Annotated in this window: 14 protein-coding genes; 12 read left to right on the top strand and 2 right to left on the bottom strand. The window is 73.6% G+C overall.

Features of this window, described 5'->3' with window-relative positions; genetic code table 11:
- Positions 1–186: 186 nt before the first annotated feature.
- The 6 genes from rbfA (at position 187) to GA0070564_RS00045 (ending at position 4,875) form a co-directional block, all read left to right on the top strand.
- Entirely contained in the window at positions 187–669 is a 483-nt protein-coding gene (rbfA, locus tag GA0070564_RS00070; RefSeq protein WP_091600936.1) for a 30S ribosome-binding factor RbfA, read from the top strand.
- Positions 666–1,706 carry a DHH family phosphoesterase gene (locus GA0070564_RS00065; protein ID WP_091600934.1) on the top strand — a complete coding sequence of 347 codons (1,041 nt, stop codon included), beginning with the start codon at positions 666–668 and terminating at the stop codon, positions 1,704–1,706. The genes rbfA and GA0070564_RS00065 overlap by 4 nt, the downstream gene beginning before the upstream one ends.
- Before the next feature lie 65 nt (positions 1,707–1,771).
- The gene (locus GA0070564_RS00060; RefSeq protein WP_091600932.1) at positions 1,772–2,176 is read left to right on the top strand and encodes a hypothetical protein; all 405 of its coding nucleotides are present in this window, start codon (positions 1,772–1,774) and stop codon (positions 2,174–2,176) included.
- Positions 2,176–2,385, top strand: coding sequence for a DUF6186 family protein (locus tag GA0070564_RS00055; RefSeq protein ID WP_176730567.1), 210 nt, complete (start codon positions 2,176–2,178; stop codon positions 2,383–2,385). The genes GA0070564_RS00060 and GA0070564_RS00055 overlap by 1 nt, the downstream gene beginning before the upstream one ends.
- Positions 2,386–2,841: 456 nt before the next feature.
- Positions 2,842–3,366, top strand: coding sequence for a P-loop NTPase family protein (locus tag GA0070564_RS00050; RefSeq protein WP_245669770.1), 525 nt, complete (start codon positions 2,842–2,844; stop codon positions 3,364–3,366).
- A gap of 180 nt (positions 3,367–3,546) precedes the next feature.
- Entirely contained in the window at positions 3,547–4,875 is a 1,329-nt protein-coding gene (locus GA0070564_RS00045; protein WP_091600928.1) for an MATE family efflux transporter, read from the top strand.
- 6 nt (positions 4,876–4,881) lie between these two features.
- On the opposite strand, the gene GA0070564_RS00040 is transcribed toward GA0070564_RS00045, so the two are convergent.
- Both GA0070564_RS00040 and GA0070564_RS00035 read right to left on the bottom strand, forming a co-directional pair.
- A complete protein-coding gene (locus tag GA0070564_RS00040; protein WP_091600926.1) occupies positions 4,882–5,997 on the bottom strand; it encodes a hypothetical protein in 1,116 nt (371 codons plus the stop codon).
- Between the two features lie 94 nt (positions 5,998–6,091).
- Positions 6,092–6,394 carry a hypothetical protein gene (locus tag GA0070564_RS00035; protein WP_091600924.1) on the bottom strand — a complete coding sequence of 101 codons (303 nt, stop codon included), beginning with the start codon at positions 6,392–6,394 and terminating at the stop codon, positions 6,092–6,094.
- Positions 6,395–6,493: 99 nt separating this feature from the next.
- Between GA0070564_RS00035 and truB the strand changes: the two genes are divergently transcribed.
- The 6 genes from truB (at position 6,494) to dapB (ending at position 13,855) form a co-directional block, all read left to right on the top strand.
- Positions 6,494–7,378, top strand: a complete 885-nt coding sequence (truB, locus tag GA0070564_RS30115) for a tRNA pseudouridine(55) synthase TruB (protein ID WP_091600922.1) — start codon at positions 6,494–6,496, stop codon at positions 7,376–7,378.
- A gap of 79 nt (positions 7,379–7,457) precedes the next feature.
- Positions 7,458–8,387, top strand: a complete 930-nt coding sequence (locus GA0070564_RS00025) for a bifunctional riboflavin kinase/FAD synthetase (RefSeq protein WP_091600920.1) — start codon at positions 7,458–7,460, stop codon at positions 8,385–8,387.
- Between the two features lie 194 nt (positions 8,388–8,581).
- Positions 8,582–8,851, top strand: a complete 270-nt coding sequence (gene rpsO, locus GA0070564_RS00020) for a 30S ribosomal protein S15 (RefSeq protein ID WP_067302624.1) — start codon at positions 8,582–8,584, stop codon at positions 8,849–8,851.
- Between the two features lie 252 nt (positions 8,852–9,103).
- Positions 9,104–11,509, top strand: a complete 2,406-nt coding sequence (locus tag GA0070564_RS00015) for a polyribonucleotide nucleotidyltransferase (protein WP_091600918.1) — start codon at positions 9,104–9,106, stop codon at positions 11,507–11,509.
- Positions 11,510–11,644: 135 nt separating this feature from the next.
- Entirely contained in the window at positions 11,645–13,012 is a 1,368-nt protein-coding gene (locus tag GA0070564_RS00010) for a M16 family metallopeptidase (RefSeq protein WP_091600916.1), read from the top strand.
- 69 nt (positions 13,013–13,081) lie between these two features.
- On the top strand, positions 13,082–13,855 hold the full coding sequence (gene dapB, locus GA0070564_RS00005) for a 4-hydroxy-tetrahydrodipicolinate reductase (protein ID WP_091600914.1): 774 nt from the start codon (positions 13,082–13,084) through the stop codon (positions 13,853–13,855).
- Positions 13,856–14,180: the final 325 nt, after the last annotated feature.

The following is a 14,180-nucleotide window of genomic DNA, read 5'->3' as shown; positions in this document are numbered from 1 at the left end:
GCAGGCGTCAAGCAGGGGCCCCTGCTCCACCGGATGCGTCAACAGGGGGCCCCTGCTCGCACGCCGGGCGGTGCCGCGCGGGGCGTGGGGCGGCGCAGGTAGTGTTCGAGGGGTTGGGCGGTCGGCCCGGCGGCGTCCGCGCCGCGGTGATCCGGCCGGGAGCAGAACGCCCTGGAGGTGGGGGAGATGTCGGATCCGGCCAAGGTACGCCGGCACGCGGAACGCATCCGTGAACTGGTCGCTTCACTGGTGCGGAGCCAGATCAAGGACCCCCGGCTGGGCATGATCACCATCACCGACGCGCGGATCACCGCCGACCTGCGGGACGCCACGGTCTTCTACACGGTGCTCGGTGACTCCGCCGCCCAGGCCAGCACGGCCGCCGCCCTGGAGAGCGCGAAGGGCATGCTGCGCAGCACCGTCGGCAAGGCCCTCGGGCTGCGCCACTCGCCGACGCTCACCTTCGTCCTTGACGACGTGCAGGACCAGGTCAAGCACATCGACGACCTGCTGGCCGCCGCGCGCAACGCCGACGCCGAGGTGCAGCGGCTGGCCGCCGGCGCCGCGTACGCGGGGGAGCCGCAGCCGTACCGGGTCGACGAGGACGACGACGAGGCCGACGAGGACGGGGACGCGGCCGACACCCCGCCCGCCACGGACCGGCGGTGACCGACTCCCCGGCACCGGCGACGGTGACCGGCCCGGACGAGGCCGACTGGGCGGCCGCCGAGGCGGCGGTACGCGCCCTGGCCGCCGACGCGCGGGTCCTGCTGGTCTGCCACGTCAACCCGGACGGCGACGCGCTGGGCAGCATGCTCGGCTTCGGGCTGGGCCTGCGCCGGCTCGGCGTACGGCACCTCCAGGCGACCTTCCCCGGGCCGCCGGAGGTGCCCGACCCGTTCCGTTGGCTGCCGGGGCTGGACCTGCTGGTCCCGTCCGACGAGGCGTACCGGGAGCCCGACCTGGTGGTCTGCTTCGACGCGGCGAGCGAGTCCCGGCTCGGGGAGCTGGCCGACCGGCTGGGCGGCCCCGGGCGCGCGCTGGTGCTCGACCACCACGGCTCGAACACCCGCTTCGGCGACGTGCAGCTGGTGGACCCGGCCGCCGCGGCCACCTCGGTGGTCGCCGAGGAGCTGCTGGCCCGGCTGGACGTGCCGTTGGACGCGGAGATCGCGGCCTGCCTCTACGTGGCGCTCACCACGGACACCGGCTCGTTCCGCTTCGAGGCGACCACACCCGCCGTGCACCGGCTCGCCGCGCGGCTGCTGGCCACCGGCATCCGGCCCGGTGACATCTCCCGCCAGGTCTTCGACACCCGCCCGTTCGGGGCGGTGCGGCTCTTCGGCGAGGTGCTCGGCCGGGCCCGGCTGGAGCCGACCGCCGCGGCCGGGCACGGCCTGGTCTGGACGTACGCCACCCAGGACGACCTGGCCCGGCACGACCAGCGGCCGTACGTGCTGGAGGCGTTGATCGACTCGGTGCGCTGCACGGCCGAGGCCGACGTGGCGTGCGTGTTGAAGCAGGTCGGACCGACCGAGTGGGCGGTGTCGATGCGCAGCAAGGGCGCGGTGGACGTCAGCCGGGTGGCGGTGGCGCTGGGCGGCGGTGGGCACCGGTTCGCCGCCGGGTTCACCGGTGCGGGCGACGCGGACGCCGTGGTGGGGCGGATCCGGGCGCAGCTCGACGGGGCGTTGCTGCCGGCCTGAGCCTCCGGCCGACTCCGGTACGTGCCGGTCTTCCCGCGCTGCGTGACGGCGGGGAGAATCAGCGGATGGAGCAGCCCGAGGTCGCCGCGCGGGCGCCCGGCGCGCGGGGCCGTGCGGCGGTCACCGTACCCGTGTTGATCGTGGTCGCCCTGGTCGGCGGTCAGCTGCCTTCCTTCTCCACGGCGGCCAGTCTGTGGACGCTGGGCACCGGGATCGTCCTGATCCGGCTCGGTCTCGGCGATCGGGCTTCCCGCCGGGCCGCTGCCCGCCCGCTCGGCCCGGGCGCGCTGTGGTGGCTGCTGCCGCTCGCCGTGTTCGGCGGCTTCGAGGCTGTCACCTTCGCGCTCTCCGCGGGTGACGACCTTCCCACCTTCTCCCGGCTGATGGACCCGGTGCTGGACCGGCCGGTGGCCCGTTCGGCGGCGTGGTTCGCCTGGTCGGCCGCGTTCTGGGGGTTGGTGCGGCGATGATGCGGGTGCTGGCCGTGGGCGGTTTCTCCTCGGCGCTGGCGCTGGTCGCCGCGCTGGTGGTGCTCGGCCGGCGGCCGGGGTCGCGGATTCCGTCCCTCGGGGCGGTCTGCGGGCGGGTGATGAGCTACGAGGTGGGCCCGGTGCCGGTGGGCAGGATCGGTCTGCTCGGCTTCTGGTGGTGGGTGGGCTGGCACTTCCTCGCCCGGTGAGCCTGTCCAGATGGCGGGAAGCCTGGGCAGCATGTGGAACTGAACGTTAACTTGGGAATTGGCCGACGTCCCCGTGGGGACCCAGGTCGCGGGCGGTGGCGCCACACCCGGCGTCGCCCCCCTCCAGGGTCTGACCGACCCGGGCTCACGCTGCCAGGCGAGCCGCTCCGGTGATCCCGGACCGCCCGCCCGGCGCTCAGCAGGACCGCCCGTAGGGCCGCCGCGTGCCGGTGGCTCGACACCCTGGAAGGAATCACCATGGCCAGCAAGCCCACCAAGACCGAGACCACCGACGAGGCCCGCGAGCAGATGCGGCGCGCGCTGCAGACGTCGATGGACACCCGCCAGTGACGCAGTCGGACCGGTGGTGACGCTGCCGACCGCACCCGAGGTCGTCAGCGCCACCGCCTGCCCGTTCCGGTCGGCCACCTCCCGCCGCCCGGTAACCTCCCGTCGGTGCGACGGATCCTGATCGTCGGCAGCGCGGGCGCCGGCAAGAGCACCCTGGCCCGCGAGGTCGCCGGCCGCCTCGACCTTCCCCTGGTCCACCTCGACCGGCACTACTGGCGTCCCGGCTGGATCCCCGCCGACGATGCCGACTTCCGCACCCAGGTCGCCGCGCTGGCCGCCCGCCCGAGCTGGGTGATGGACGGCAACTACGCCAGCACCCTCGATCTCCGGCTGCCCCGCGCCGACCTGCTGGTCCTCTGCGACCCGTCCCGGCTGGTCTGTCTGGCCCGGGTGCTACGCCGCCGCTGGGTCCACCGGGCGACGTCCCGGCCCGACCTCCCGGCCGGCTGCCCCGAGCAGATCGACCTGGGGTTCCTCCGGTACGTCTGGCGCTATCCCGCCCGGTCCCGCCCCCGGATCCTCGCCGCGCTGGCCGCCGCCGGAACGCGGCCCGCGTTCCGGCGCCTGCGCACCCCAGCGGAGACCCGCGCGTTCCTGGCCACCCTGCCGGTCGAGCCGCCCGCCGGGTGACCTCTGCTGGCGCCGCGACCCGCCGTCGGTCGGGTGACGCCCACGATGCCGCGATCCTCCGTCGGCCGTGACGCCCCTCGACGCCCCGACCCGCCGCCGGCCGAGTGTCCGGCCGGCCGGTCGACGTAAGCCATGGTCGGGGTTGCGACCCTTACCCGCCGCGTGCCAGGATCGGCGGCGATGAGCCAGCCCACCACCGCCGCGACCGCGGCCGACGCCTCCCCGCGCCGGATCGCCGGGCTCGCCCTGCCCGCGCTCGTGGTGCTCGCCGCCGAACCGCTCTACGTGCTGGTGGACACGGCCGTGGTGGGCCACCTGGGCCGGGTGCCGCTGGCCGCCCTCGCGGTCGGCGGCACGGTGCTGACCCTGATCGCCTGGCTGGGGGCCGTCGTCGCGTACGGCACCACCGGGCGCTCGGCCCGCCGGTTCGGCGCCGGCGACCGGGCCGCCGCGGTGGCCGAGGGCGTCCAGGCCTCCTGGCTGGCACTCGCGGTGGGTGTGCTGGTGGCGGTCGGCATGCAGCTCGGCGGCGGGGCGCTGGCACGTACCCTCGTCGGGGAGTCCGGTGCGGTGGCCGACGCCGCCGCGCACTGGCTGCGGATCGCGGCGCTGGGCGCCCCCGGCCTGCTGCTCGCCGCCGCCGGCAACGGCTGGCTGCGCGGCATCCAGGACACCCGCCGGCCGCTGTGGTTCGTGCTCGCGCCCAACCTGCTCTCCGCGCTGCTCTGCCCGCTGCTGGTCTATCCGGCCGGGCTCGGCCTGGTCGGCTCGGCCGTGGCCAACGCTGTCGCCCAGAGCATCTCGGGCGCGCTCTTCGCCACCGCGCTGGTCCGCGAGGGGATCTCCCTGCGGCCCCGGCCGCGCCTCATCCGCCAGCAGCTGGTGCTCAGCCGCGACCTGCTCGTCCGCGGCGTCGCCTTCCAGGCCAGCTTCCTGTCGGCGACCGCGGTCGCGGCCCGGTTCGGCGCCGCGGCGGTCGGCGCCCACCAGGTCGCCGTGCAGCTCTGGTTCTTCACCGCGCTGGTGCTCGACGCGCTCGCCATCGCCGCCCAGTCCCTGATCGGCGCCGCGCTCGGCGCGGGCGACGACACCGGGGCCCGGGCGCTGGCCCGCCGGCTGGCGCTGATCGGCGGGGCCTGCGGCGTCGTCTTCGCCGCGCTGATCGCGGCGGGCGCCGGCGTCGTACCCGCCTGGTTCAGTTCCGACCCGGAGGTACGCGAGCAGGCCATGGTGGCCTGGCCCTGGTTCGTGGCCCTCCAGCCGATCGGCGGCGTGGTGTTCGCCCTCGACGGGGTGCTGATCGGCGCCGGAGACGTCCGCTACCTGCGCAACCTCACCATCGTGGCGGCGCTGGGCGGGTTCCTGCCGGCGATCTGGCTGGCCTGGGCGTTCGACCTCGGGCTGGGCGGGATCTGGGCCGGGCTGCTGCTCTTCGTGCTGCTGCGCCTGGCCGCCCTGCTGCTGCGGTTGCGCTCCGGCGGCTGGGCGGTGGTCGGCGCGGTCCGCTGACGCCGGTCACCTGGTCACGCACCCGAGCCTCCTGTCGCGGGCCCGGTAGTCGGACGTGTTCAGATAATCCTGCTCGAGGACACCCTGCTTCACCCCGCGGCAGGTCGCGTTCTGCACGCCGGCCCGGTAAGAGTCGATCCAGAGACCCCTCGAGGTGGGCCGGACGTCGTCCGGGTGAGGGAAGTGCCAGACCACCTCGTCCCGCACCGTCACCAGCTCGGCGCCCGCCGGATAGAGCTGCGCCTGGAACAGGAGGAGCGGATAGACCCAAGTGAACCTGGTGGTGACGGCCAGCACCCGCACCCCCTCGGAGTCGGTGGTCGACACGTACTCGATGGTCCCCCGGACCCGGATGCCGGTCTTCTTCAGCCACGGACCGGCGATCCGCGTGGCGAAGCCGGGGGTCCCGCCCCGCTCCAGCTCCGCTCGGGCCGCGTCCCGGGTGTCGGGAGCGAGCCGGGCGAGGAGACCCGCGGGCTCACCCTGGAGCATCCTCGGGTCCAGCCGGCCGGCGATCAGGGCGGCGCGTACCTGGGTCAGCGCGTCGGCGACCTGTGCCCGGGTGAACGGCCCGGTCGGCCGGGCCGGCGGCAGGACGATCGCCGCCGGGCCGGCGGGGAAGTCCTGCGCCTCGGTGCCGAGGAAGACGCCCAGCGTGTTGCCGTCGGCGTCGGTGGGCCGAGGCTCGACCGACACGCCGCGCCGGGCGGGCAGGACCTGCTCGCCCCGTTGCACCTTCCCGACGAAGCCGTAGCCGGCGACGCCGACGAACCCGATCAGGGCCAGCGCCACCGCGCCGATCAGGCCGATCAGCGCCTTGCCGCCGTGCCGGTGGAACCGGAGCCGGAACCGCTCGCCCCGGGTGAGCTCGTACGCCACCTCCGGCTCGCGCATCCAGTCCGGCACCTTGACCGGCGCGTCGGCGCGCGCGAAGAGCTCGGTGAGTTGGCGCGGTGACGGCCGCTGCCCGTCCGCTGCTGACGGGGCGGCCGGGTCGCCGGTGTCCGGACCGGCCGGCTCACCGGCGGCAGCGGCCGGCTGGTCCGGAGCCGGCGGGGGTGCCGAAGCGGACGACGGTTCCGAAGCGGGCGCGGCGGGGGAGGTGTACGGGTCGCTGGTCATGGCGTGTCCAAGGTCCGGCGGGCGCGGCGCCGTGGATCTTCGCACGCCGTGCCCGTCCGTCGCTGTCCCTTTTCGCCGGCCCCGGGGGTCCCGCTCAGAGCTCGTGGTGGGTGATCTGGTGGAACAGGTAGAGGGTGCCGGTGATCAGCAGGGTGGCCGTCAGGGCGACGACGAAGAACGAGACGACGGCCGAGATCACCGGGTGCCGCTCGCTGTACCGGGTGCGGTCCCGCCACCGCCAGATCCGGCGTCGGGCCTCGTGCAGCGCCGGCACCGAGTCCACCAGCTCCGAGATCCGACGGCCCGGGGTACGACGCGGTGGCTCCGGATTGCGCATCCAGTCCGGCAGGTCGACCCGGGCACGGTGCCCACCGGTCGGTGGGGTGGGATCGCTCATCGCTGCTCCTGGGCGAGGGTGTGGCGGCTGCCACGGGGTGCAGCGCATTCTGCCCTGCGGTGACGGCCCACGCGATCCCGTCTGGCAGGCTTTGCGGTCGTGAGCACAGACGGTCTGATCGTGGTGGACAAGCCGGGCGGCATGACGTCGCACGACGTGGTGGCGCGGATCCGCCGGCTGGCGAGGACCCGCCGGGTCGGGCACGGCGGCACCCTCGACCCGATGGCCACCGGGGTGCTGGTGATCGGGGTGGGACGGGCCACCCGGCTGCTGACGTACGTGATCGGCGCCGGCAAGAGCTACGCCGCCACGGTCCGGCTCGGCCAGGCCACCGTCACCGACGACGCCGAGGGCGACGTGATCGCCACCACCCCGGCCGGTACGGTCACCGACGACGCGATCCGGGCCGCCTTCGCCGCGCTGACCGGCGAGATCGACCAGGTCCCCAGCGCGGTGAGCGCCATCAAGATCGACGGGCAGCGGGCGTACAAGCGGGTCCGCGACGGGGAGAGCGTGCAACTGCCGGCCCGGCGGGTCACCGTCTCCCGGCTCGACGTGCTGGCGATCCGCCGGGACGGCCCGGACGTGGTGGACGTGGACGTGGACGTGACCTGCTCGTCCGGGACGTACATCCGGGCGCTGGCCCGGGACGCGGGCCTGGCGCTCGGGGTGGGTGGGCACCTGACGGCACTGCGGCGGACCGCGGTGGGCGGGTTCGCGCTGGCCGAGGCGGCCACCCTGGAGGAGTTGGAGCAGCGGGCGCCGGAGGTGGTGAACCTGCCGCTGGACGCGGCCGCCGACCGGTTCTTCCCGCGCCGGGACGCCACGCCGGACGAGGCGAAGGTGCTCTCGCACGGCGGTCCGCTGGACCCGGCCGGCATCGACGGCCCGTACGCCGTCTTCGGCCCGGACGGCGGCCTGATCGCTATCGTCAGCGAGCGGGACGGGCGGGCCCGCGCGGAGATCGTGCTCGCCCCGGCCTGAGGGTGGCAAGCGTTAACAGGGGGCCCTTCCTATACACCAGGCGTTAACAGGGGGCCCTTCCTTACAGGGGAGGAGCGGCATGCAGCGGTGGCGGGGCTACGAGGCGGCGCCCGGCGGGTGGGGGCGCTCGGTGGTCACCATCGGCGTCTTCGACGGCGTGCACAAGGGCCACCAGGCGACCATCGGGCACACCGTGGCGCGGGCCCGGGAGCTGGGCGTGAAGTCGGTGGTGGTGACGTTCGACCCGCACCCGGCCGAGGTGGTCCGCCCCGGCTCGCACCCGGCGGTGCTCACCGAGCCGGCCCGTAAGGCCGAGCTGATCGAGGCGCTCGGGGTGGACGTGCTCTGCGTGGTGCCGTTCACCCCGGAGTTCTCCCGGCTGCCGGCCGAGCAGTTCGTGCACGACGTCCTGGTCGAGCACCTGCACGCCGCGCTGGTGGTGGTGGGGGAGAACTTCCGCTTCGGCCACCGGGCCGCCGGGGACGTGCCGCTGCTCACCCGGCTCGGCCGGACCTTCGGCTTCGGCGTCGAGGGCGCGCCGCTGGTGGCCGGGTCGGGCACCGTCTTCTCCTCCACCTACATCCGTTCCTGCGTCGACGCGGGCGACGTGGGCGCGGCGGCCGCCGCGCTGGGCCGCCCGCACCGGCTGGAGGGGGTGGTGGTCCGCGGTGACCAGCGCGGACGTGAGCTGGGTTACCCCACCGCCAACCTGCTCTGTCACCGGTACGCGGCGGTGCCCGCCGACGGCGTCTACGCCGCCCGGCTGATCCGGCGCGGGCACCGGGAGCCGCTGGCCGCGGCCGTCTCCGTCGGCACCAACCCGACCTTCTCCGGTCGGGAACGCCGGGTGGAGGCGTACGCGCTGGACTTCAGCGGCGACCTGTACGGCGAGCGACTGGCCCTGGACTTCGTCGCCCACCTGCGGGAGCAGCGCCGGTACGACGCGATCGAGCCGCTGGTGGCGCAGATCGCCGAGGACGTGGAACGCACCCGTCGGACGCTCGGCTGACCGCTGCGGCGACCCGTCGACACCGCCCTTGACCGGGCGTCCCCGATGTGTGCTGGTAGTCTGGCGGGGACGTCGGCTGACCGACGTGGGGCCTCGCGTGCCTGCACGACGCCGCGGGTGCGAGGTGCCGGTCCGGATCCGGTCTCCTGACCGATCGGGACAACCAACGATCAACCCACCGAAACAGGGAGAACATGGCGCTCGACCAGGAAGCCAAGGCCAAGATCCGCTCGGAGTACGCGACCGCCGAGGGTGACACCGGTTCGCCGGAGGTGCAGGTCGCGGTCCTCACCAAGCGGATCGCCGAGCTCACCGAGCACCTGAAGGTGCACAAGCACGACCACCACAGCCGCCGTGGGCTGCTGCTGCTGGTCGGCCGTCGCCGCCGGCTGCTCAACTATGTCCAGAAGAAGGACATCAACCGCTACCGGTCGCTCATCGAGCGGCTCGGCCTGCGCCGATGACATGACGGGGGAGTGGCCGCACCGGCCGCTCCCCCGTTCCGGTGCACCGCCCGCACGGGCGGCGCACCCCACAGAAGAAGACCGGGCCGCGCGACCAATCCGTCAGGGAGCCGGTCAGCGTACCGGTCTCCGGTAGTGGCCCCCGGGACCACCGGCAACTCGCCGACCACCCGGGCGCTTCGATCGAAGACCGGACGTCTGAGCAGCTCCGGCGTGTCGTGGGTCCACCGACGCGAAGGAGTACCACCGCACATGACCGAGACCAACCTCGGCACCGAATCCCGCACCGCCGTGATCGACAACGGGTCCTTCGGCACCCGTGAGATCACCTTCTCCACCGGCCGGCTGGCCCGTCAGGCCGCCGGTTCCGTCGTCGCCCAGCTGGGCGAGACGGTCGTCCTCTCCGCGACCACCGCCGGCAAGCAGCCGAAGGAGCAGTTCGACTTCTTCCCGCTGACCGTCGACGTCGAGGAGCGGATGTACGCCGCGGGCCGCATCCCCGGCTCGTTCTTCCGTCGTGAGGGCCGGCCCAGCGAGGACGCCATCCTCACCTGCCGGCTGATCGACCGGCCGCTGCGCCCGTCGTTCGTCAAGGGCCTGCGCAACGAGGTCCAGGTCGTCGAGACCGTCCTCGCGCTCGACCCGCAGCACCCGTACGACGTGGTGGCCATCAACGCCGCCTCGATGTCGACCAAGCTCTCCGGTCTGCCGTTCTCCGGCCCGATCGGGGCGACCCGGGTCGCGCACATCGACGGCCAGTGGGTTGCCTTCCCGACCCTGGAGGAGCTGGCCCGGGCCACCTTCGACATGGTCGTGGCCGGTCGTACCCTGCCGGACGGCGACGTCGCGATCATGATGGTCGAGGCCGAGGCCACCCCGAACGCGGTGACCCTGATCGCCGGCGGCGCCACCGCGCCGACCGAGGAGATCGTGGCCAGCGGCCTGGAGGCCGCCAAGCCGGCGATCCGCGAGCTGTGCCGCGCGCAGAGCGAGCTGGCCGAGGTGGCCGCCAAGCCGGTCGCCGAGTTCCCGGTCTTCCTGGACTACCAGGACGACGTGTACGACGCCGTGGCCGACCTGGTTCGCGCCGAGGTCGCCGAGGCCCTCAAGATCGCCGGCAAGGCCGACCGCGAGGAGGCCCTGGACCGGGTCAAGGCCAAGGTCGCCGAGGAGCTGGGCGGTCGTTTCGAGGGCCGCGAGAAGGAGCTCTCCGCCGCCTTCCGGTCGCTGACCAAGTCCGAGGTCCGCAACCGGGTGCTGCGCGAGCAGGTCCGCATCGACGGCCGTGGCCCGCGCGACATCCGGCCGCTGACCGCCGAGGTCGGCGTGCTGCCGCGGGTGCACGGTTCGGCGCTGTTCGAGCGGGGCGAGACCCAGATCCTGGGCGTCACCACGCTGAACATGCTCCGCATGGAGCAGATGGTGGACACCCTGTCCCCGGAGAACCGCAAGCGCTACATGCACAACTACAACTTCCCGCCGTACTCGACCGGTGAGACCGGCCGGGTGGGTTCGCCGAAGCGGCGCGAGATCGGCCACGGCGCGCTGGCCGAGCGGGCGCTGATCCCGGTGCTGCCGTCGCGCGAGGAGTTCCCGTACGCCATCCGGCAGGTCTCCGAGGCGCTCGGCTCCAACGGCTCCACCTCGATGGGTTCGGTCTGCGCCTCGACGCTGGGCCTGCTCAGCGCCGGTGTGCCGCTGAAGGCGCCGGTGGCGGGTATCGCCATGGGCCTCATCTCCGACGAGGTGGACGGCAAGACCCAGTACGTGACGCTGACCGACATCCTCGGCGCCGAGGACGCGTTCGGTGACATGGACTTCAAGGTCGCCGGCACGCCGGAGTTCGTCACCGCGCTCCAGCTCGACACCAAGCTCAACGGCATCCCGTCGGACGTGCTGGCCGCCGCCCTGCAGCAGGCCAACGAGGCCCGGCAGACGATCCTCGAGGTGATGCAGCGGGCGATCGAGGGTCCGGCCGAGATGTCGGAGTACGCCCCGCGGGTCACCACCGTCAAGATCCCGGTCGACAAGATCGGCATGGTGATCGGCCCGAAGGGCCAGACCATCAACGCCATCCAGGACGAGACCGGCGCCGAGATCTCCATCGAGGACGACGGCACGATCTACGTCGGCGCGACCAACGGCCCGTCGGCCCAGGCCGCGGTGGACCGGATCAACGGCATCGCCAACCCGACGCTGCCCAAGCAGGGCGAGCGGTTCCTCGGCACCGTGGTGAAGACCGCCGCGTTCGGCGCCTTCATCTCGCTGCTGCCGGGCCGCGACGGCCTGCTGCACATCTCCAAGGTGGGCGACGGCAAGCGGGTCGAGCGCGTCGAGGACTTCCTCAACGTCGGCGACCGGGTCGAGGTCGAGATCGCCGACATCGACGCCCGCGGCAAGATCTACCTGGACAAGATCCGGCCGGAGGGCGCCGAGGCGCCGGCCGCCGGTGAGTCCGCTGGTGAGTCCGCCGGTGGTGAGCGTCCGCGCGGCGGTGACCGCGGTGGCGACCGGGCCCCGCGCGAGCGCAGCGGTGATCGTGCCCCGCGTGGCGAGGGTGGCGACCGGGCCCCGCGTGGCGAGGGTGGCGACCGGGCCCCGCGCGGTGAGGGTGGCGAGGGCGGCGACCGGCCGCGTCGCCGGACCCGGCACAGCTGAGCAACGACCCGGCCGGGTGGCGACCACGTCGCCGCCCGGCCGGTTTCTCATCGCACCACCCACCCCTCGTCAAACTGGGAGCAGGTTTCCGTGAGTCGGGCCCCGCGTTCGTCTTTCCCTGCCGGTCGACGGGGGGTGTCGCCGTCCGGGGCCGCCCGGAACGCGACCGGCGCCGCCCGCTCCGCCGGGGGCTCGTCCCGGGCGGTCACCCGCACCCTCAGCGACGACCCGCTGGGTGGCACCGTCCGTCGTACCGTCCTCCCCAGCGGCCTGCGCGTGCTGACCGAAGCGATCCCGGCGATGCGCAGCGTGTCGTTCGGCATCTGGGTGGCGGTCGGTTCCCGGGACGAGACCGGGCCACAGGCCGGCGCCGCGCACTTCCTGGAACACCTGCTGTTCAAGGGCACGAAGAAGCGCAGTGCGCTGGACATCTCCTCGGAGATCGAGGCGGTGGGCGGCGAGACGAACGCCTTCACCACCAAGGAGTACACCTGCTACTACGCCCGGGTGCTCGACGAGGACCTGCCGCTGGCCATCGACGTCATGTGCGACGCGGTCGCCGACTCGGTGCTGGAGCCGGCGGACGTGGAGACCGAGCGGGGCGTCATCCTCGAAGAGATCGCCATGCACGACGACGAGCCCGGCGACGAGGTGCACGACCTCTTCGCCCGGGCCGTCTACGGTGACCACCCCCTCGGCCGGCTGATCTCCGGCACCGAGGAGACGGTCACCCCGATGACCCGCCGGCAGATCCAGGGCTTCTACCGGCGCCGCTACACCCCGCCGCAGATCGTCGTGGCCGCCGCCGGCAACCTCGACCACGCCGCCGTGGTCAGGCTGGTCCGCCAGGCGCTGGGCGGCACCCCGCTGGACACCGACCCGGCGGCGCCGGCGCCGCACCGGTCGGCCACCCCGGCGGTACGCGTACAGCCGGCCGCCACGGTGGTCGAGCCGAAGGAGACCGAGCAGGCGCACGTCATCCTCGGCTGCCCCGGCATCGACCGCACCGACGAGCGGCGGTTCGCCCTGGGGGTGTTGAACAACGTCCTCGGTGGCGGCATGTCCAGCCGGCTGTTCCAGGAGATCCGGGAGCGGCGCGGGCTGGCCTACTCGGTCTACTCCTACGCCAGCCAGTACGCCGACAGCGGCCTGTTCGCCGTCTACGCCGGCTGCGCCCCGGGCAAGGTCGACGAGGTGCTCCAGCTGACCCGCGCGGAGCTGGCCCGGGTGGCCGCCGAAGGGCTCACCGAGGAGGAGGTGGCCCGCGGCAAGGGGATGAGCAAGGGCTCCTTCGTGCTCGGTCTGGAGGACACCGGCTCCCGGATGAGCCGGCTGGCCAAGGGGGAGTTGCTCTACGGCGACCTGGTGCCGGTCGACGAGCTGCTGGCCCGGGTCGACGCGGTCACCGTCGACGAGGTGAACACCCTCGCCGCCGAGCTGCTGGCCCGCCCCATGTCGCTGGCGGTGGTCGGCCCGTTCAAGCCCACCGACTTCTCCGCCTGAGCGTCGCCGTCCGGCCGTCGTGGTGGTCTCCGCGCGTACCGGAGTCCGGGTTGGGATAGGTTGTGCCCCGTGACTGACGAGCAGGAGAAGAGCGCGGCGGAGCCGATCCGGGTCGGTGTGCTGGGTGCCCGGGGTCGGATGGGTCTCGAGGTGTGCAAGGCGGTCGACGCGGCCACCGACATGGACCTGGTGGCGATGGTCGACCAGGGCGACTGGCTGTTCAACGCCTCCGACGCCGGTGCCGAGGTGGTCGTCGACTTCACCACGCCGGACGTCGTCATGGACAATCTGCACTGGTGCATCGACCAGGGCATCAGCGCGGTGGTCGGCACCACCGGCTTCACCGAACAGCGGCTCGACCGGGTGCGGGGCTGGCTGGAGCGCAAGCCGGGCGTCGGCGTGGTGGTCGCCCCCAACTTCGGCATCGGCGCGGTGCTGATGATGCAGTTCGCCGCCCGCGCGGCCCGGCACTTCGAGAGCGTCGAGATCGTCGAGCAGCACCACCCGCGCAAGCTGGACGCCCCGAGCGGCACGGCCACCCACACCGCGCGGCTGATCGCCCGGGCCCGGGCCGAGGCCGGTCTCGGTCCGGTGCCGGACGCCACCTCCGACGAGGTGGCCGGCGCCCGCGGCGCCGACATCGACGGGGTACGCGTGCACGCCGTCCGTGCCACCGGTCTGGTCGCCCACCAGGAGGTGCTCTTCGGCACCGTCGGCGAGACGCTCACCATCCGGCACGACTCGTACGACCGGGCCTCGTTCATGCCCGGCGTGCTGCTGGCGGTCCGCGCCGTGCGCAACCGGCCCGGCCTGACCATCGGTCTGGACGCCCTGCTCGACTGACAGTGAGGATGTAGGTGGGGTCACCCGGTCCGGTCTGACTCACCGACTGACCGACGTTGCTGTCCTGTTGAGCGATTCGTCGATCGGTTCCGGGTGACCCCGTCCTGCACGTCACTGGCAGGGGCGTCGTGACCTGATAGGAGCCTGTGCAAGAGGCCCCGTCACTGTCCTGTCCGCCCGTCCCGGCGGGTGCGTGCCGACCCTGTCGGTGCAAGCGAAAGGGACGACGGTTCCAGGATGACAGCCAAGAAGCGCCAGGTCACGGGTGGGGTTGATACCCACGGGAAGACGCATCACGCCGCTGCGGTCGACCACGCGGGTCGGG

The sequence above is a fragment of the Micromonospora mirobrigensis genome (assembly GCF_900091555.1).
In the GTDB taxonomy this organism is placed as follows: domain Bacteria; phylum Actinomycetota; class Actinomycetes; order Mycobacteriales; family Micromonosporaceae; genus Micromonospora; species Micromonospora mirobrigensis.
Note: the sequence above shows the minus strand (reverse complement) of the source record. Positions and strands in the feature narration are given on the sequence as shown.

Bases quoted from the DNA above. Each gene is read 5' to 3' on its own strand.
- rbfA (WP_091600936.1), top strand. From the start codon at position 187: ATGTCGGATCCGGCCAAGGTACGCCGGCACGCGGAACGCATCCGTGAA.
- GA0070564_RS00060 (WP_091600932.1), top strand. From the start codon at position 1,772: ATGGAGCAGCCCGAGGTCGCCGCGCGGGCGCCCGGCGCGCGGGGCCGT.
- GA0070564_RS00055 (WP_176730567.1), top strand. From the start codon at position 2,176: ATGCGGGTGCTGGCCGTGGGCGGTTTCTCCTCGGCGCTGGCGCTGGTC.
- GA0070564_RS00045 (WP_091600928.1), top strand. From the start codon at position 3,547: ATGAGCCAGCCCACCACCGCCGCGACCGCGGCCGACGCCTCCCCGCGC.
- GA0070564_RS00040 (WP_091600926.1), bottom strand. From the start codon at position 5,997: ATGACCAGCGACCCGTACACCTCCCCCGCCGCGCCCGCTTCGGAACCG.
- GA0070564_RS00035 (WP_091600924.1), bottom strand. From the start codon at position 6,394: ATGAGCGATCCCACCCCACCGACCGGTGGGCACCGTGCCCGGGTCGAC.
- GA0070564_RS00025 (WP_091600920.1), top strand. From the start codon at position 7,458: ATGCAGCGGTGGCGGGGCTACGAGGCGGCGCCCGGCGGGTGGGGGCGC.
- rpsO (WP_067302624.1), top strand. From the start codon at position 8,582: ATGGCGCTCGACCAGGAAGCCAAGGCCAAGATCCGCTCGGAGTACGCG.
- GA0070564_RS00015 (WP_091600918.1), top strand. From the start codon at position 9,104: ATGACCGAGACCAACCTCGGCACCGAATCCCGCACCGCCGTGATCGAC.